At 68.0% G+C, this 17756-nt stretch carries 16 protein-coding genes; 3 read left to right on the forward strand and 13 right to left on the reverse strand.

Annotated elements, in window-relative coordinates:
- Position 1 precedes the first annotated feature (1 nt).
- The 4 genes from ACH4B3_RS12965 to ACH4B3_RS12980 form a co-directional block, all read right to left on the reverse strand.
- On the reverse strand, positions 2–838 hold the full coding sequence (locus ACH4B3_RS12965; protein ID WP_398462865.1) for an aldose 1-epimerase: 837 nt from the start codon (positions 836–838) through the stop codon (positions 2–4).
- A 275-nt stretch (positions 839–1113) separates the two neighbouring features.
- Entirely contained in the window at positions 1114–2331 is a 1218-nt protein-coding gene (locus ACH4B3_RS12970) for an SRPBCC family protein (protein WP_398462866.1), read from the reverse strand.
- 388 nt (positions 2332–2719) lie between these two features.
- A complete protein-coding gene (locus ACH4B3_RS12975; protein WP_398462867.1) occupies positions 2720–3241 on the reverse strand; it encodes a DUF2617 family protein in 522 nt (173 codons plus the stop codon).
- Between the two features lie 285 nt (positions 3242–3526).
- Entirely contained in the window at positions 3527–3751 is a 225-nt protein-coding gene (locus ACH4B3_RS12980) for a hypothetical protein (RefSeq protein ID WP_398462868.1), read from the reverse strand.
- A gap of 195 nt (positions 3752–3946) precedes the next feature.
- Here ACH4B3_RS12980 and ACH4B3_RS12985 point away from each other — a divergent pair, with 195 nt between their 5' ends.
- Positions 3947–5143, forward strand: a complete 1197-nt coding sequence (locus ACH4B3_RS12985) for a pyridoxal phosphate-dependent aminotransferase (RefSeq protein WP_398462869.1) — start codon at positions 3947–3949, stop codon at positions 5141–5143.
- A 1176-nt stretch (positions 5144–6319) separates the two neighbouring features.
- Here ACH4B3_RS12985 and ACH4B3_RS12990 read toward each other — a convergent pair.
- From ACH4B3_RS12990 to ACH4B3_RS13005, 4 genes are read right to left on the reverse strand one after another with little or no spacing between them, the layout of a single operon-like run.
- Positions 6320–7654: an RNA polymerase subunit sigma-70 gene (locus ACH4B3_RS12990; RefSeq protein WP_398462870.1), complete on the reverse strand. Its 1335-nt coding sequence runs from the start codon at positions 7652–7654 to the stop codon at positions 6320–6322.
- A 5-nt stretch (positions 7655–7659) separates the two neighbouring features.
- Positions 7660–8244, reverse strand: a complete 585-nt coding sequence (locus ACH4B3_RS12995; RefSeq protein ID WP_398462871.1) for a hypothetical protein — start codon at positions 8242–8244, stop codon at positions 7660–7662.
- A 1-nt stretch (position 8245) separates the two neighbouring features.
- A complete protein-coding gene (locus tag ACH4B3_RS13000) occupies positions 8246–9919 on the reverse strand; it encodes a DEAD/DEAH box helicase family protein (RefSeq protein ID WP_398462872.1) in 1674 nt (557 codons plus the stop codon).
- Positions 9916–12372: an ATP-binding protein gene (locus ACH4B3_RS13005; protein ID WP_398462873.1), complete on the reverse strand. Its 2457-nt coding sequence runs from the start codon at positions 12370–12372 to the stop codon at positions 9916–9918. Before ACH4B3_RS13005 ends, ACH4B3_RS13000 begins: the two co-directional genes overlap by 4 nt.
- A 91-nt stretch (positions 12373–12463) precedes the next feature.
- Here ACH4B3_RS13005 and ACH4B3_RS13010 point away from each other — a divergent pair, with 91 nt between their 5' ends.
- The gene (locus tag ACH4B3_RS13010; protein WP_398462874.1) at positions 12464–12652 is read left to right on the forward strand and encodes a hypothetical protein; all 189 of its coding nucleotides are present in this window, start codon (positions 12464–12466) and stop codon (positions 12650–12652) included.
- A gap of 6 nt (positions 12653–12658) precedes the next feature.
- On the opposite strand, the gene ACH4B3_RS13015 is transcribed toward ACH4B3_RS13010, so the two are convergent.
- The gene (locus ACH4B3_RS13015; protein WP_398462875.1) at positions 12659–13432 is read right to left on the reverse strand and encodes a very short patch repair endonuclease; all 774 of its coding nucleotides are present in this window, start codon (positions 13430–13432) and stop codon (positions 12659–12661) included.
- Entirely contained in the window at positions 13429–14721 is a 1293-nt protein-coding gene (locus ACH4B3_RS13020) for a DNA cytosine methyltransferase (RefSeq protein WP_398462876.1), read from the reverse strand. Before ACH4B3_RS13020 ends, ACH4B3_RS13015 begins: the two co-directional genes overlap by 4 nt.
- Positions 14722–14901: 180 nt before the next feature.
- On the opposite strand from ACH4B3_RS13020, the gene ACH4B3_RS13025 reads away from it, so the two are divergent.
- Positions 14902–15612, forward strand: a complete 711-nt coding sequence (locus ACH4B3_RS13025; RefSeq protein ID WP_398462877.1) for an Eco29kI family restriction endonuclease — start codon at positions 14902–14904, stop codon at positions 15610–15612.
- Between the two features lie 47 nt (positions 15613–15659).
- On the opposite strand, the gene ACH4B3_RS13030 is transcribed toward ACH4B3_RS13025, so the two are convergent.
- The 3 genes from ACH4B3_RS13030 to ACH4B3_RS13040 all read right to left on the reverse strand — a co-directional run bounded on the left by ACH4B3_RS13030 (position 15660) and on the right by ACH4B3_RS13040 (position 17671).
- Entirely contained in the window at positions 15660–16274 is a 615-nt protein-coding gene (locus ACH4B3_RS13030) for a hypothetical protein (protein WP_398462878.1), read from the reverse strand.
- 202 nt (positions 16275–16476) lie between these two features.
- The gene (locus tag ACH4B3_RS13035) at positions 16477–17334 is read right to left on the reverse strand and encodes a 4'-phosphopantetheinyl transferase family protein (protein ID WP_398462879.1); all 858 of its coding nucleotides are present in this window, start codon (positions 17332–17334) and stop codon (positions 16477–16479) included.
- A gap of 100 nt (positions 17335–17434) precedes the next feature.
- Positions 17435–17671, reverse strand: a complete 237-nt coding sequence (locus ACH4B3_RS13040; protein ID WP_398462880.1) for a DUF3073 family protein — start codon at positions 17669–17671, stop codon at positions 17435–17437.
- Between the last annotated feature and the right edge of the window lie 85 nt (positions 17672–17756).

Raw genomic sequence — 17756 nt, forward strand, 5'->3', positions numbered from 1 at the left:
CCTAGTCGTTGCGCGGTGCCGGGCCGGGGGACGGCCGCCAGCGCCAGGTGGTGGCCACCTCCAGCGGCTCGATCGGGGTGACCAGCCGGGGCAGGGTGTTCAACCCGTTGGGCGGGCCGGACTGCGGCTCCACGCAGACCGCCTCCGGCTGCTCGTCGTAGACCACCACCCACTCGGCGGGGCTGGTGACCTTCAGCTCCAGTTCGCCCGGCCAGGTGAGGGTGACGTCCACCCCGTCCGGCATCCCGAAGCAGTCGTCCCAGGGGCCGGGCAGCGGCGCGATCCGGCGGCCGGTGGGCAGGTGGTCCCCGCCGCGCTCCTCCTGCCACTCGGGGGCGAAGTCGACCGTGACGTCCGAGCCGCCCCGGCCGAGGTTGCGCAGGAACCAGGGGTGCCAGCCGACCTGGGCGGGGAAGGAGTCACCGAAGGTCTCCACCCCCATGGTGACGGTGAGCGCGTCCGGGGCCAGCTCGAACACCTGGGTGACCCGGCCGGGATACGGCCACGGGTCGGTGAGGTCGTGGATGAAGGTGGCGGAGGTGCCGTCGGTCAGCGCGGTACGCCAGGCGGAGTGCCGGCCGGTGCCGTGGATGGCGTGCGGCGGGGCGTCGACCGGCAGCTGGTGGACGACGGCGCCGTTGCGGAACCGGCCCCCGTCGACCCGCCCGCACCAGGGCACCATCGGGAACGACCCGAACCCGGCGCCCTGCCGCAGCAGTTCCGTACCGCCGATGCGGAGCGAGCCGACACGGCAGCCGTCGTCCGGGAGAACGATCAGCTCGGCGTCCCCGGCGGTCAGCCGTACGTCCTTGGTCTCCGTTGCGTCATGGGTGGTCACGCTCCGACCCTATGCGCCCGGGACCGCTGCGGGGCAGCAGCCCCCGCAGGCGTGGTGCGGGCGACCAGGACTCCGCGCCGTCCCGGTTCGAGTACGCCATCCCGGCCCGGGCGGGGTATCCCGGCCCCGGCGCCGTCCCGGTCCGAGCACGCCATCCCGGCCCGGGCGTGGCATCCCAGCCCGGGCGTGGCACCCCGGCCCGGGCGTGGCACCCCGGCCCGGGCGCTGCCCCGGTCCGGGCGCGCCGCCTCGGTCCGGGTGCCGCCCGGGGCCGGTCAGCGGCGGCGGCGCAGCACCCGGCGGCCCACCACGACGGCGGAGGCGAGCACGAACGCGGCCGCCGGGGCGGCCCAGCGCAGGGTGGCGGTGCCCGGAGCGGCATCCGCCGCGGGAACCGGTGCGTACCGGCCGCGCGGCGGGGCGTGGTCGACCTCTTCGGTGCTGCGGCCGATCATGGTGCGGCGGGCGTGCGCGGCCTCGGCGGGGGGCTCGTCCCCGCCGTCGAGCGGGGCGAGGGGGTCGACCCCGTCGACGCCCCCGGCCGCGGCGACACCGTCCGGCCCGTCGACGCCGCCGATGACCTCGAAGCCCTCGTCGTCCGCGTCGGCCACGTCGTCCATGTCAGCCACGTCGTCCGCGTCGGCCACGTCGTCGTCCGGCCCGATGCCGGCCCGGGCGCCCGGGTCCTTGGCGTCATCGGCGTCGTCAGCGTCGTCAGCGGCATCCGCGTCGCTGAGCGGGTCCAGGGACGGCGGGGGGACCTCAGCGTCGAAGACCGACGACGGGCGCGCCGGCACCGCGCCGGGACCGGCGTCCGCCGGCGGCTCCGGCTCCGCCTCGTCCTCCGTCCCGGCCGCCGCACCGCCGCCACCGGCCCGGGGAGATGTGCCCTCGGCGGACCCGGCGGGCTCCGGCGCACCGGCCGCCGCGTCGTCGCCCGTGCCGCCCGCACCGGCCGCCGTGCCGTCCTCCGTCCCGGCCGCACCGGCCGCCGCGTCGTCGGTCCTGGCCGGGCCGGTCGGCGCCGCGGAGTCCTCCGGGCCGCCTTCGCGGTCCTCCGCACGGCCCTTGATGCCCTCGCCGAGGCCGGCGCCGAACCGGTCGAGCAGCCGGCGGGCGACCGGTTCGGTGGTCGCGTCGTCGAACTCGGCCAGCCGTCCCCGGCAGCTCAGCGTGCCGGAGCAGACCAGCCGGGTGCCGCCGTCCGCCGCGGTCGGGGTCACGGTCAGCGCGAATTTCACCGAACCGTCCCCGCGGACCTCGCTGCCCTCACCCTCGACCTCGAAGGAGTCGTCGCGCGGGGTGATGCCGAGGGAACCGCGGTAGGTGATCGTATGGCCGCCGACACGGACCCGCAGCCGCCCGGCGACCGGGCCCGAGCTCCGTTCGGCGTCCTGCTGGAGGCCCGGGACGCTGCGGGCGACACGGGCCGGGTCGGACAGGGCCCGCCGGACGGTGTCGACGGGATACGGAACGAACACCTCATGCTCCATGTCGACCGAGCCTACCCACGCGGACCCCGCGCAGCCCTCCTCGCGCGGAACTTTCGCGCGCCGCCACCCCTCCGGGCCCGGCCCACGCCCCGCCCGGCCCACCGGACGGCAGTACCGGGCCCCCGCGGGACCGCCCTGCGGCGCGGACCACGGACCGTCCCGTGGCGCGGACCACGAACGGAACGGCGGCACGGGACGGCGGCGCGGATCGCGGCAGCGGGTCGGGGCCGGCCGGCCGCGGGCGTTCATCGAGGGCCGCCGCCCGTCGCCGGCGCTCGGCGCCCGGCCCCGGAGCCACACGCCCGGACGCCCCCGGAGCCAGGCGCCCAGACCCAGGCGCCCAGACCCAGGCGCTCGGAGCCACCCGCCCGGAGCCAGGCGCCCGGCGTCAGAGCGACGACGAGGCGACCCGGCTGCTCACCCGGGTGCGGGTGGCGACCAGCTGCCCTTCCTGCGGATAGGCGTGCCAGGTCCGCCACGCCACCTGCCCGTCGTGCTGCTGGGCGAGCATCGCGGTGAAGGCATGCGGATCGCCCGGGAAGGTCCCGGCGAGTCCGTGCGGATGGTCGGCGACGAGCGCGAGCAGTTCCTGTGCCCGGCCCGCGAAAGAGCCGCGCGAGAGCGTCTCGACGCGCGCGGCGAACTCGTACTCCCGGTCGCCGACGAGGGTCGAGACGCCCAGCGGCAGCGGGGTGCTGCTGCCGGGTATGCACGCCACCGTCTCCGAGCAGGTGCCGTCCGCGCCGTCCAGGATGACTTGGTGTGAGGCACCGAGCAGTCTCAACTGGACTGCTGTGCCGCCGAATTGGAGTTGTCTGACGGCGAGGGCGGGAAGCGGCTCCCGTCCCAGACACCAGGCGAGATCGGCCGCGCGGGTGTCGATGTAGGCCGTCTTCAGGGTCGTGAGCATGAATCGGCTCCGCAAGCACGCAGTAGAAAAGGTGAGGGCCGGACCGCCCTGGAATCGACCAGAGGCAACGGGGGGTATGCCGGCTCGTGCCTACGTGGGGTCCGTAGGGTCCAGGAATACAGAATCATGAAATGCGCGGCGCCACAGCGCTTTTACCCATGTTCGCCGGGTTTCCATCCCCTCGGGCGCACAGGCGTTCACCTGTTCAACAGAAATGAGCCCGGCGCGCGCTGGCGCGCCGGGCAAAGGTTCGGACAACCGAACAGTGGTTCCTTGGGCGGTGGGTCAGCTGCCGCCGCCACCGCCGCCACCACAGCCGCCGCCACCGCCGCCGCCGCAGGACGAGCTGCTGCCGCACGACGCGCCGCCGCCACCGCAGGACGAGCCGGTGCCGCCGCCGCTCGACCAGCCGCCGCCCCGCCGACCGCCGCCCCCGCCACCCTTGGACGCGGCCATGGCCACCACGGCGATCACCATGGCGATGCCCACCGGGATCCAGAAGAACTCCATGGACCTCTCACTCTCCTTACCTCTCCCCCGAAGCGAGGTCCCGCTCCGTACGTGGAAACCACGTTGCCGGTCTTCTGCCCGCCCCCTTTCCGGGTCAAAGCAGAGTTGAGGAAGTCCAGAGGTTCGGCATCCGCTGTGCTCCGCCGCCGCATCGGCGAGGATGGACCCGGCACGGTCGGCGTCGAGCATCGAGGAGTGACCGCAGTGGTGGTAAGTGACCGGGAGACGAGCGGCAGGTCCCTGCTCAACCGCAGGCTGGACGGCCTCGGTACGACGATCTTCGCGGAGATGTCGGCGCTCGCCACCGCGACCGGCGCCATCAACCTGGGCCAGGGCTTCCCGGACACCGACGGCCCCGAGGAGATCCGCGAGGCGGCCGTGCGCGCGCTGCGCGACGGCCGGGGCAACCAGTACCCGCCCGGCCCGGGCGTCCCCGAACTGCGCACCGCCGTCGCCGGACACCAGTCGCGCCGCTACGGTCTCTCCTTCGACCCGGACACCGAGGTGCTGATCACCGCGGGGGCCACCGAGGCGATCGCGGCCACCCTGCTCGCGCTGCTGGAGCCCGGCGACGAGGTCATCGCGTTCGAGCCGTACTACGACTCCTACGCGGCCTGCATCGCCATGGCGGGCGCCACCCGGGTGCCGCTCACCCTGCGCGCCCCCGACTTCCGCCCGGACCTCGACGCCCTGCGGGACGCCGTCACCCCCCGCACCCGGCTGCTGCTGCTCAACTCCCCGCACAACCCGACCGGCATGGTGCTAACTCCGGCGGAACTGGCCGCCATCGCGGAGCTGGCGGTCGAACGCGACCTGCTCGTCGTCACCGACGAGGTGTACGAGCACCTGGTCTTCGACGGCGTACACACCCCGCTGATCTCACTGCCCGGCATGCGGGAGCGCACCGTCTCCATCTCTTCCGCCGGCAAGACGTTCTCCTTCACCGGCTGGAAGGTGGGCTGGGTCATGGCGGACGGCCCGCTCATCTCCGCGGTCCGGACCGCCAAGCAGTACCTGACGTACGTCAGCGCGGGCCCGTTCCAGTACGCGATCGCCGAGGCACTCCGGCTGCCGGACACGTACTTCGACGGCTTCCGCGTCGACCTGCGACGCAAGCGCGACCTCCTCGGCGACGGCCTTCTGGCGGCCGGCTTCGAGGTCTACCAGCCGGAGGGCACGTACTTCATTACCACCGACATCACGCCCTTCGGTGAGAAGGACGCCTACGCCTTCTGCCGCACCCTCCCCGAACGCTGCGGCGTCGTCGCCATCCCCAACTCCGTCTTCTACGACGACCCCGACGCCGGCCGCAGCCAGGTCCGCTTCACCTTCTGCAAACGGGACGACGTCCTCACCGAGGCCACCACCCGCCTGCAACTGTTGGCTTCCTGACTCGGCCCTTCTCCCACCCCGGTGAAATTCGGTGCACACGCCACCTGAACTGATCGCGTCTGCACCCCGCCGGAGGAGCTTGGGCCGCTCCGACGAGTCGGAGGGAAGTGCCGGGAGGAGATCACCCAGCGCTCCCCCCACAGCTCCAACAACGTGATCCCGCCATTCTTGGACCCACCTTGCAGATGGCCGCTTTTTCGCGTAGTAGCGACAGGTCGTCTTGACCTGCAGATATCTCGCGACCCTCACTCCGCAAGGAAAGCCCTACACCTCCACCGAGAGGCGAGAAAATAGATTCAAATCGGGATCCTTGCACACAAAAAGGCAAGGTGCGGAGTAGGTGGTCACCCTTGCCGCAAGGTGGCCAATTCCCGCTCGTCGCCATCGCGAGAATCACGGAGTTGGAGTCCGCGACCATCAAACCCTGATAGACATGACTCGCCGATTAGCGAAGCGATAAATGCGTGATGCCACGCGAAACGCACCCTATGAAAGGGGGATACAACTCAGAATCAACTTGGGCTGCCGCGCCACCGCACGACAGGTGGCGTCCTGTGCGACACAAGGGATTCTTGCGCTCGCGTGAGAAGAGGCCGATAGGCACCTTTCACGCTTCTCCTGCAAAATGCATCTACTCCTATTTCTGTGGGTAGTTACGTCGGCATACATATTCGGGGACATCACCCACGCTTAATGATAGTGAGGGAAGGAGCCCCATGGGCGACGGCCGGCACGGTACGAGTAATCAGAGCGATGCGGTTGAGAGTCTCGCGCGGGACATCGGATGGTTCCGACGGAAGACCGGCGCTGTGGCGACTGCGGGAGCGGGATTCATGCTGGGGGTGGGAGTGATGCTGGTTGCTCCTGGAGGGGACGGCGCAGAGGCGATCACAGCCGAGCGCGCCGGAGCCTCCTCCACCTGCCAGACCGCAGGAAACTAGCTCTGGCAGGTACACCGACGTGGGCCCTACCGAGGGAGACGCGAGCTCTCGGTCGGGCCTTCGTGTCCGGCGCGCTGCGTCTCGGCGAGAGGGGCACCTGAGCAGGCGGCGCGCCGCCATACGAAACATCATTCGAGAGCTGGCGCGTCGCGACTCGGCAGCGGAAACAGATCAGAAAATAGTCGGAACGTGTACTCGCTATATGCGCTCACTCCAGGCGAGCAGGACCGGGTTTTCAGTCCAGTTGACGCGCCGGGCATGCAGCTGGGTCGCACGCATGCCGAATCGATGCGGTGGAGTGATCGAGGCGCAGCACCACTCCCATCTCGCAACCTTGCGTCATACCTGCGGACATGACTTGCGTACGGACGCTGGAGAGCTGGGCGGCACTCGTATTGCGCCGTATGGTCAGGACGCCTGAGCCGTCGTCCATCGTGAAGTTCCTGGACATGGGCGCCAGGCGGAGGCCGAGGTACCAGGTAAGCCACGAGTGCACGATAACCCCGCTACCGCGGAGGATTTCCCGGTCCACCCTCAGCCGTACACCGACGATCTGGCCAGTGTCATCGGTCACCAGATGGGAGGGCCTCTGCGGTTCCTTCTCCTCCATGGGCATCGCGCCCCTCTCGACGAGATCGATCCGGCCGTCCGAGGTTATGCCGATCCTGTCGCTGATAAGGCACTGCTGCAGCCGTGCGGCACTCACTGGATACGACCGCGCGGTCAGCGCGAACAATTCCGACCGGTTCAGCGGGCCATGTTCGCCGAGCACTTCGAGCATCGCTTCCAAAGCATTGCTGTGACTGCCGGCCTGCGGAAGCGACCACTCGCTAAGCGCCCAGGTCCCCTCGGGCCGGATAAGACGAAAGCGATCATCTCTCCTTAGCGCCTCCGCGACGACCCGTTCCCCCTTGCCGCCGATCGCCACACTGATCGTGTCGGCTCGGCGCGGCTCTCCTTCGTCGGCCAACCAGAGGTAGGCAGCATCGCGGCCCTTGGCTCGGCGGCGCACCCAGGCTCCTGCCGGCCCTCGGGTCAGAGGGCTGCGCGGATGCGTGAGAATGCTTTCCAAGGGCACAGAATCTGGGATGTCCTGTGCGGCTGCCAGCTCCCTGAGCTCCTCTTCTCGGAATGGCGCCCGTGCGATCAGCTCTCTCACGTACGGCTCCAGCGCCGCCTCGTTCGAAGCCCACAGGCCGGCCACCGTACCGGCCCAGGTTCGGCACTCATGGAGCCCGATTCCCCGTAGGAGGATGGACCGCATGACCCCACTGGGGTCGCCCTTCAAGTCGTTGGCCAACGAACCCTCCGAGACGAACCCGCGGGTGGAACGACGGGCAGCGATTTCCTCGCGCCAATCGCCCCCGAGTAGATCAGCCATGGACAGCACCCGTTCCTCCGCGACCGCCATCACCTGACGGGCACGTTCTCGGGATACTCCGTAAGAGCGCCCGATCGGCTCCAGTGGCTCCCCGGCATGACGCCTCGTGAGCATGTCCCGTTCACGGCCATCCAAGCCGCTGTTCCAGATGCTCAGGAGCCATGATTCGCGGGTTGGCGTGACGGACACAGCCTTCACTCCCCTGTCGCGTGTGTGATCCGTAGGCCGCAGCGCTCCGCGAGGCGCAGGTTCGCTGTTTTCACCTCCTGTGGGATCGGGGCCACAAACGCGCTGACCACGCAGAGGGTCCAGGGGGTGGCATCTCCGTCAGCTTCCGCACGCAAGGCGGCCCACACCAAGTGCTTCAGATCTCGCTGCGGCCCCCAGGTGAAGTACATCTCCTCTGTCTCACCTTTGCGGAGTGTTACTCGGAGGGGCTTGATGCGGCGTGTCTCCAGATCCGGTGTCCATTCCGCTCCGAGTGCCTGCTTCACGAGCGTACTCACCCCAGCCGCTGGGTTCGGGACCACCTGGGCGTACTTCCCGACTCCGTAGACCGCCCGGGCGTACTCCTTCATGGGCCGGTCCTTGATCCAGTGGCGAACTCCCTCGGGGTCCTTGAGGTAGAGGGCCAGCCGTTCGCCGATCTCCGGCGACCTCGCCCACCGGTTGTATATCGGGGTCCGCTCACTGTCCGTGAGGAACGTCCAGTCTTTCTCGGCCGCCTCTGCGTACAGTAAGCGGACGATCTCCATCTCGACGTCGCGCGGGATGGACATATCAGTAGATCCCCCCTTGGGATGGGAACTGCAACTTCACTTCGTCCGCAGCTGTCTCGAGGTCCGCCGCGTCTTGGATCCAGTGGTCTAGCAGGCTGCCTGCGGTGGTGTCGTTGAACTCGATACTCGACGCCGACGCCGGCAGCCGCTCCATCACCTCGGTCTCCGCCGCTTCCAACGCTCGTCGCAGGTCCAGGGTCGCGGCGACGCGCCTGATGTCCGTCACGAAATCGAGCACTCTCAGGGCACGCTTCCCTGGACTCAGCCTGAGTCCGCGACCGAGCTGCTGTACGAAGATGCGGCGACTGTGCGTGACGCGCAAGAACCCGATCAGGTTCACGTCCGGGACGTCGACTCCTTCGTTGAACACGTCGACGCAGGTGATGATGGGTACGCGCCCGAGTCTGAACTCGTTCAGCAGTATCTGACGGCGCTGACGCGGCAGACCGCTGTGCAGGAAGGACGCGTTACCCCAAGCCTGGTCCGAGGCTGCTAGCAGGGATGCCATGCGCTCGGCGTGCTCAATTGTTTGGCAGAACAGAATCGCCCGCGGGTCGGCGGTCTCCCGCCATGCCCTCCGGAAATGCTCGACGATCTCCTCGTCGCGCTGCGGCAGGAAAAGTGCGCGGTTCAACTCCTTGATGGAATAACCGTGTTCGCTCGCCTCCCGAACCGCATCCCAGTTGATGTTGTCGACGAAGAGTCGGTAGTCGACGGCGGAGAGGTACCCCTCCGCCATTCCGCTCGCGATGCTCATGGTGAAGCTCGGGGGGCCGAATCGCGCGGTGATGTCGAACTTGTCACCGCGCCAGGGCGTCGCGGTGACACCGAACTTCGCCGCATCTCCGCACAGATCCAGCAACTCTGCAAATCGCCCGTTCTCCCCGACGTGGTGCGTCTCATCGATCATCACAAGATCCGGGCGCCACCCTGCACGCGTCAGACCGAGGACCGACTCGACGGTACCCACGAGGACGCCGTCGAGTGCGGTGGGCTTCGTGTCACCTGTGACGAGCCGCGTCGGTGTCGACTTGTCCAGGTGTCGCCATAGGGCCCGCTCCAGCTGTTCGACCAGGTCCTTCATGTGGGCGGCGACAAGGACGGGGGCGCCGGGATTCCTCGCTAGGTGCCGGTGGATGGTCTCCCCGCCCACCACCGTCTTGCCAAGCCCTGTCGCGAGGATGAGCAGCGCCGTGCCATGGCGGGTCAGGTCCCTCTCGATCGCGTCCGCCGCCTCCCGCTGGTACGGCCTCAGTTCGTACGTGGCCGGCACTCTTGGGGGCATGCGCTCCCAGATCTCCGCGAGAGTAGGACCGTCCCACACGCCCACCTCGATACCCACAGAGGCCAATGCATCACGCCGGGAATCCGCAGTACGGTTCAGACCGGTGTTCGTGACGAGTACGGACCTATCCGCTCGGTAGCGCGTCCTGGCGCGTTCGATGTCGTCGATCCCCTCCCTGCCGACCGGCCCACGCGAGGACCACTTGCATTGGAATACCCATTGCTCTCGGTCCCTCACCGCGAGCAGGTCCGCCCCACCGTCGCCCGCCCCGTCGACCACCCTGACGTCGGAGAACCCGAGGTGCCACAGGGCCCTCTCGACAGCGTGGGTCAGCCCGTTCGGGCCTCCCGCGAGGAGTTCCTCGGCAGAGAGGAAGCCACCCTTGCTCATCCCTCGCCCGCCAGCTCGTCGGCCAACAGTCTGACACTCAGGCGGGTGCGCTGGAGCTGGACCGGGTCCGTGACTCCGCCGCTGAAGCCCGTCACTGTGGCCACGTCGGTCAGATATCCAGCTGTCCGAGCGAGGCTCAACCTGCGGGCCGACGGTGACGAGACTGAGAGGTACGGTCCGGAGAAGACATTCCCGTCCATAAACGCCTCCGGCCAGGATTCGAGCAGCTTGACGATGAACAATGCCGGGGCGTGGATGATGAACTCGGTGTTCTCGCCGAGCAACTGGGTGCTGGCCACGCGCCCACTGGCGATCAGCTCATTCTCCGTCGCGGTGAGTTCGTCCGGGGAGAGCAGTTCGAAGGCGCGCGCGGGGTCTTGCTCGGCCTTCGCGGCCATCCGCTCCCGGATGTCGGACAGGAGTTCCCGCGCCTCCGCCCCGACCGTCTCGACACGGTTCACGCTGTCTGGGAGACACTCGGCGCGCAACCCGGCGACAAGACTGGAGAGGGTGAGGCGACTGTCCGTCTTCACTTTGAGGACCGAGGCGATTTCCACGAGCAGCAGGTCCGATTCGTCGATTCCGTGACGCGCGAGACTCTCGTGCTCGGGGTCGATGAACGCGGTGGCCCGTCGCCCGTCCCGCTGAACCAGCAGGATCGGTGTCTCCTGACCGTGGTCGTCTTGGAGGCGTGTGCCGTTCAGACGACGCGTGTCAATACTCAAGAAGGCGCCAAGGCTTCGGATCCCGAAGTCTTTCGAGAGGCGGGGTACCGACACCGAGTTGGCCGAGTAGCGGTCTATCCGCTCCTGACTGGTCTCCCTGGTCGGCCTCTTCGGCTCGGGGGTGGGTGGGGCGATGCCCGGCTGCCGATCCTCCGAGGACTTCGCGCCTAGGCCCAACGCCTCCAAAACCGCCTGCTCGTCTGGCTGGGCAGGTGTGTGCTGTTTCGCTCGGTCGGCCTTAGCCTTCCTAACCAGGCTTTCGTGGCGGACGACCGCGTCCCACCAGATGGCATCCGTCTGGTATTCCTCATCCCCTCTGTGGAATCGGTCCGCCCACCGCCTGGTCTCCTCATGGATGGGGCGCGACCCGTCTCCAGGCGTCAGGTAGCGGAGCCCCGCGTCGTTTCGACGGAATCCCTTCACGAGCTTCGCGAGGTGACTGTTGTTCTCCGGGTAGCCCGCGTCCCTCGCTTTGTTGGGCAGGAGGGGGCCCACCCCCCTCAGCAGCTGCACGGCTCCACGCCAGCTTCGGTCGCTGTACTCAAATGCGTCCTTCTGGTACGTGACTGGCACGTGGTCCAAGTGGATCTCCCCGATCAACCGTCCACCTTGGTTGGCAAGTTCGATCGGGTACTCGATGTCGAGAGCAGCGAGCGGGTTATTCGGATTCTTCCACTGGAAGAGACTCTGATCCCACTGAAGGATCTTGCGGCCGTTCCTGAGGAAGTCGATTCCAAACTCCCTCTTGTGCAGGTGCCGCTGGACTCCCAACCATCCATGAATACGACGCTCTCTGGGCACCAGCCTGCTGCCCTCACACTGACCACAGACCTCGTCGCCAGGGTGCTGCCAGTTGCCACAGTCCAGGCACGCCGCAGCGTCTTCGAGTCTCTCATCGATGGCGATATAGGCCGGGATCTTCTCCGCCTTGGCGCCTGTTCCGAACGTCACGTACCGATCGTCACCCCACCGGCAATGACGGCGCGGCTTGACCTTCTTGCCCTGCACCCACAGTTCGAACGGCCTGTTGTCGAGGATCCAGGAATAGACCCGTCCGAGGGTCTGTCGCAGGTTCGCTTCGTTCCGGCGCAACCAATCCGCGCGAGCCGGGTGCAGACGGCTGATCTCGATCCTCGTGCCGTGCTCGTTCGGGTCGACCTTCGGCTCGGTGATGTCATCCGCCTCGAAGTCGTCGCCGATCCTGTCCAGATCGATTTCGACGCCCATCCACTCGGGATCACCCGCACGCGTGGTGAGAACCCTGGTACGTCGCCCCAACCGGGCAGTCGAGACGTTGAACCCCATCCCGAACAGCCCGAGCTTGTCGAAGCGGTCGTTACTCGACCAACCCGCACGTACCGCGTGCTCGAGCGTCTCGTAGCTCATCCCCCGGCCGGTGTCCGTGATCACGACCTGCGCCTCGCTGGACCTGATCGAGGAGCTGGGCAGGCTGACACTCACCCTGAAACCGCCAGCCCAAGGGATTCCCAGCCTCGTGATCTCCGTGAAGTCGTCGAAGGCGTTGTCGAGCAGCTCCGCTACGCACTGCCACTCGTCGAACTCGATCTCGCCCAACATCCGAAGGATGCGTGCTGACGGGGTGATCTTCATTCCTGCTCCTCCCATGGTCACGCCCTCGGCGTGCCCCCCTCGAGCCATTGCATTGAGGCCGACGGCCGCAGCGGCGACCCCGATGATCGTGACCGCTTCGATGGTAGAGGCGGTCACTGACAACCGTCTCGGGTTCGAGGACTCGTTCGCGCCACCCCCAGGACCATGGTGGCGGTCCCGGTTCCGCTCCCCGCTGCATCCTGGGAGCATGATTCGAGAATCCGCTGAGGTGACCGTGGCGGAAGACGGAACCGTCGAAATCCCGATGGGTGTCCTGGTCGAGGCCGGCCTGCACATCGGCGAACGGTTGCTCGCATACAGCGACGGTGACGGCCGGATCACCCTGCGGCGCGCTACGGACGCGGTCGAGGACCTGCTCCGCAGCGGGACCCTGTAGCCCTCGTCACTGACCGCGCACCACCGCGACGACGCGCTGAGCGGCGTCGACGGGGTCCTCGTGCTCCCAGATACGGATAACCGTCCACCCGGCTTCGGAGAGGCGACGGTTCGTCTCCTCGTCCCGCGAGCGGTTGACCTCGATCTTGTCGTGCCAGAACTCACGATTTCGAGTCGTCGCCGGCCTGTGATGTTCCGGGCACCCGTGCCAAAAGCAGCCATCTACGAACACCGCCACACGGGCCTTCGTGAACACAAGGTCCGCAGTACGGCGCAAGTCGGGCAGTGGCCGCGCCGATACGCGGTACCGCAGCCCCTCGCGATGGATGAGGGAGCGGAGCCTGAGCTCGGGACCGGTGTCTTTGCCCCGGTTCCCACGCATCGACGCGCGAACCGCGTCCGACGAGGCCCACGAGTCCCGCGGCACAGGTCGGGCGCCCACGAGCCCCTTCTCCACCGCCGCTTCCCACCCGGCGACGAGGTTCGCCGCTCGGGTGTCGTTGTCGACTTGCCCGAGGTACTTGGCGGGCGAACGGCCCTTGTCGGACCACCGCAGGTAGGCACGAATGCGTCGGGTGTGGGGCAGCACCTTGAGTTCGACGGAGGCGAGAGCGTAGCGATCGTCATCCAGACGGACGTAGCGCCCTTGGCGACCGCCGGCCGCGCGGTCCTGCTCGGCGGCCAGGGCTTCTCGGCTTCGGCCGGCGCGACCTTTCCAGGCTCGCGCCGGCGGCGGCTGATCGTTCCAGCCGCTCTGTCCGCCGCGCCGTCCATCGGTCACGATCGCGATTCCACGTCGTCCAGTGCCGCGTAAATGGCCTTCGCGAAGACCTCTCCCAGGCGTACCGGCACGGCGTTGCCCAGCTGGCGCATCCGCTCACCGCGCGGTCCCATCAGGTTCCACTCGTCACCGAACGTCATGACGCGGGCGGTCTCTCGGACGGTCATGTACCGGTGGATATAGTCCAGGCGCCCGGTCTCCCGGTTTCGCTCACGCTTGTCCAGGAGCATCACGGACTCGCCGCCTGGGACACCGTGCACGCCAGCCTTCACGGTCTTCGCTGGATAGTCCAGCATGTTCGGCGTGTGGCCCTGGTAGATCCTCGCGCCTGGCCACCCGATGTGGTCAGGGAAGCCCTGTGGCGTCTTCTTGTCCAGCTTCTGCAAGTTGATCTCAGGTAGCCCGACCAAGGCGTCCCTCAGCGTCAGCCACGGGGCCAGGCACTCCCCTTCGTCGAGCTGAAGCTCTTCCTGCCGGTACAGGCGCTCGACACCATCACGGACATGCTTCTCGACGGTTCGGTGCCGGTCCCAGTAGGTGTGATCGAGGAAGGATCGGATCAAAGATCGCTTGGAGTGTGTCTCCTTGACCGCGTCTCGGAACTTCTCTCGATCCACACCGAGGTCAGCCCGGAAGGCTACGAGGATGACGCGGTTCCGAATCTGCGGAACCCCGTAATCGGCGGCGTTCACGGGGAATTCGAGAACCTCGTATCGTTGCGTCGGGTCCGTGTCCTTCGCCTTCAGTCGATCCTGCAGTCGCCGATCGTGCTCCTGCCAAGTCGTGCCTGCGCGCTTTACGAAGGGCAGCTCCAGCTCGCGCTTGATGTACTGGAAATACGGGGAGAAGGACTGACGCAGCAAGCCGCGGACGTTCTCGCAGAGGACCGCCTTCGGTCTGATCTCCCTCACGGCCCGGAACATCTCGGGGAACATGTTCCGCTCATCCTCGTCCCCCTTGGCGACGCCGCCGAGGCTGAACGGCTGGCACGGGGGGCCGCCAGCCAGGAGATCGACCTCATGCTCCCCCAGGTAGGTCATGCTCAGCTTGCGGACATCGCCCATGACCAGTGGCGTCTTGTGCTTGTCGGTCCTCTCCTCCCCGTCCTTCAGCTCCGCGGGGACGGGTGGACACGACCCTTCCGGGTAAGCCGCGAAGTCGTTCGCCTTCAACGTCTCGCACGCCCACTTCGCGTACTCATTCACCAGGAGATGGCGGAAGCCGGCGTTCGTGCCAGCCTGCACCAGCCCACCGCCTCCGGCGAACAGTTCGACCGACGTCCGTGCCATGTTTCACGCTCCTAGCAGATCAGTGCAGGTGAAACCATACCGCGGAGTAGGCGATCATGCTGCTATTCTGGCCAAAATCTTCACGCTGTGACGACTACAGTTCCTTCGATGACCCGCGTCTCCCCGATCGTCATGGGGGCGAGATACGGGGAAACCGAGCCCAGCGAAGGAGCCCGTCCCGTGACCGAGTCCAGCGAGCGCGGTCGTCGGATTCGATCCGCGGAGTCCGGGCGTGACCACATCTACGACCCGCTCCGACGTGAGAACCTCGGGCGGAGCGTGCTCTGGGCCCTGGTGTCGTCGAAGCCGGTGCCCCTCGGGGACATCCCCGACTTCCGCGGCTGCGGCATCTACGCCATCTACTACGCGGGGCCCAACGAGCTGTACGCGCGCATCTCCTCCACGAAGTGCGACATACCTATCTACGTAGGCAAGGCCGACCCGGAGGGGAGCCGCAAGGGCCAGAACGTGGGCGCGGCCTGGGAAGGCACCAAACTGCGGGACCGGCTCAGGCAGCACGCCCGCAAGATCGACAAAGCTCTTGACCTCGACCTCAGCGACTTCTCAGCGCGATACCTCCCCGCCGACGATCTCTTCACCCCCATAGCTGAGCGGCTGATGATCAGTGACCTGCTACCCGTATGGAACGTGGTGCTGGAAGGATTCGGAGTCAACCGACAAGGGTCCGGGCGCGAGGGCAAGCAGCTTCGGCCGAAGTGGCATGAGGTGCATCGGGGTATCGATTGGGCGGATGGCATGCCCGCACAGCCTGGGGGACCGGAGCCCTTGCAGGAGGCGATAGCCGCTCACCTGGAGCTCCATGGAACGGCTCCTTCCGCCTCCGACGGCGAGCCGGGTCAGCCCGGCCTGACGGATCTCAGCCCGATCTGACCGCGCGGTACTCGCTCCGCGCGTGCGGCCAGAGCCAGGTCCACCCGTCAGGACGTATCGAGATTCACGCTGAGGCAGTCGTTCGAGTCCACCGCAATGCCGGTGGGAGTCGTGATGATGATGCCGTACTCGGTCCCGGCCAGGGCCCTAGCCGCGGTGCAGTGTTGGCCGGCGTCGCCGCCGGTGAACTCGATTTGAACTGAGTCCCGACGGTCGGCTGAGTCTGCTTCCTCGGGGTTGCCAGGCTGGATGTACGCCGCCTTCACGCCCTGGAGGCGCTTGACCCATGTGGGCACTCCAGTTCCATAGCTGGGAGCCACGGACGGAGTGGCGGCACCGGCGCCACGGGCTGCCGCTGTTGTTGGCACCGCCTCCGAAGAAAGAGCGGGTGCTTCCACCGACGGTGATGTCCGCAGTACCGCCGCTTCGGGGTCGCTGGCGTCGGTATCGACGAGCCAGTAGATCATCGCCAGAGCGAGTGTCCCCGCTACTCCGATACCGAGGACCAGTCCGCTTCGGGAAGACCTCGGCGAGGTGGAGGGCATCAGGGGCGACAGCCTGTCTGGAGGGACGGAGAGCTCGCTTCCCGTGTTGAGCATGCGTATCTGGACGTCGCCGTTGTCCGTGTGGCCGATGACGTTGGCCCGGTTTCCCCTGTACAAGACGACCGAGCCGATCGGGAAGCTCTGCGTCGTGGGCTCAAAAGCGGAATCCTCCGGTTAACGAGGTAACTACTTGAGGGAGACGCCCGGCGTGCACGGCGCACGATGCGGCAGCCGGGGCGATCTTCCTGACCGGGCCATTTTCAATGGCTGAACGACAGTGTGAACCGACCTGGCTGAATAGACACAGGCGGCGTTCGGTTCAGGACCCGGCCCAGTGCCGCAGCAGCGCTCCGGCCCGGTACTGCTCGATCGCCGGGGCGGTCGCAGCCAGCACCGCCAGACACGCCTGGTGGGCGTCGCCCACCTCCAGGTCGGCCAGCCTGACGGTACCCATCGCGTCCGGCCGGTCCGGCCAGGCGGTGACGGCCGCGGGCAGCCCGGGCGGGGTCACCTCCAGGTCGCGGAAGCGGGTGCGCAGTCCGGCGCCCACCGCCTTGGCGGCGGCTTCCTTGCGGCACCAGTACCGCAGGAACGCCCGGAGTCGCCCGCCGGGCGCCACTTGGTCGAGTTGGGCCAGCTCCCGCGGGGCGAGCATGCCGGGGGCCACCTGCGCCACCCGCAGCGCCGGGTCGACCGGCTCGACGTCGAGTCCGGTGTCGCCGCCCCGGTGGAACGCGACGCCCACCAGGCCGCCGCCGTGCGTCACCGAGAAGCGGATGTCCGCGAGGTCGCCGTCCCGGGGACCAACGGGAACGGAGCCGTCGCCGGAATGGGCGGATCCGGAGCCGTCGCCGGGACCATCGGACCGGGGGCCGTTCCGGCGCAGTCGGACCTTGCCGTGCGGACCGCCGCAGACCGGGCAGCGCCGTACCAGCGGCACCCGCGCCGGCTCCATCCCGAGCAGCGCGCCGAGCACCACCCGGCTGATCGCGCAACCCAGCAGGAACTCACGGCGGTTGGCGGGCGCGGCGGTGGCCGCGTGCCGGGCCCGCTCGACGGGGTCGAGCAGCCGGAGCAGTCCGTCGTGCGCATCGTCCGGACCGGCCCACCACACCCGCGCGACATGCTCCGGGAGCGGACGGACCACCGACGGCTCGTCCGCGTCAGGAATCGGCACGGCCGAGGGGCCGGATTCCGGCTGCCGGGAGAATGTGGAGCGGTGTGGAACGGGCCGGCCGGCGGGTGATCCGCGCGTTACCGTCGGTCCGGAGGCGAATTCAGCCGCGACGCCGGGACGGAACCGTCCACCGCTCGGCGAACTCATGCTCGTCATCGTGGTCGCGGTCGAGACCGGCGTCGTAGGCGAACGCGTCCGTGTCGTCGAGCGGAACGTCGACCCTGTCGTCGTTGTCGGAGAGTTCTCGCTGCAAAGCCGCGAAGTCCGTGGCCGGAGCGTGGTACTTAAGCTCCCGAGCTACCTTCGCTTGCTTGGCGCGCGAACGACCACGTCCCATAGCGGCGTCTCCTGGGAATAGGAGCGGTGCGGCCGGTCAGCGACGGAACCGCTCTCTGCTTACGTCACCCCGCCTACGTTACCAT

The sequence above is a fragment of the Streptomyces sp. NPDC018031 genome, from assembly GCF_044327625.1.
Lineage (GTDB): Bacteria > Actinomycetota > Actinomycetes > Streptomycetales > Streptomycetaceae > Streptomyces.

Excerpts from the sequence above, each read along its gene's own strand:
- ACH4B3_RS13000 (WP_398462872.1), bottom strand. The coding sequence starts at position 9,919 with ATGAGCAAGGGTGGCTTCCTCTCTGCCGAGGAACTCCTCGCGGGAGGC.
- ACH4B3_RS12995 (WP_398462871.1), bottom strand. The coding sequence starts at position 8,244 with ATGTCCATCCCGCGCGACGTCGAGATGGAGATCGTCCGCTTACTGTAC.
- ACH4B3_RS13040 (WP_398462880.1), bottom strand. The coding sequence starts at position 17,671 with ATGGGACGTGGTCGTTCGCGCGCCAAGCAAGCGAAGGTAGCTCGGGAG.
- ACH4B3_RS13010 (WP_398462874.1), top strand. The coding sequence starts at position 12,464 with ATGATTCGAGAATCCGCTGAGGTGACCGTGGCGGAAGACGGAACCGTC.
- ACH4B3_RS12975 (WP_398462867.1), bottom strand. The coding sequence starts at position 3,241 with ATGCTCACGACCCTGAAGACGGCCTACATCGACACCCGCGCGGCCGAT.
- ACH4B3_RS12980 (WP_398462868.1), bottom strand. The coding sequence starts at position 3,751 with ATGGAGTTCTTCTGGATCCCGGTGGGCATCGCCATGGTGATCGCCGTG.
- ACH4B3_RS13020 (WP_398462876.1), bottom strand. The coding sequence starts at position 14,721 with ATGGCACGGACGTCGGTCGAACTGTTCGCCGGAGGCGGTGGGCTGGTG.
- ACH4B3_RS12970 (WP_398462866.1), bottom strand. The coding sequence starts at position 2,331 with ATGGAGCATGAGGTGTTCGTTCCGTATCCCGTCGACACCGTCCGGCGG.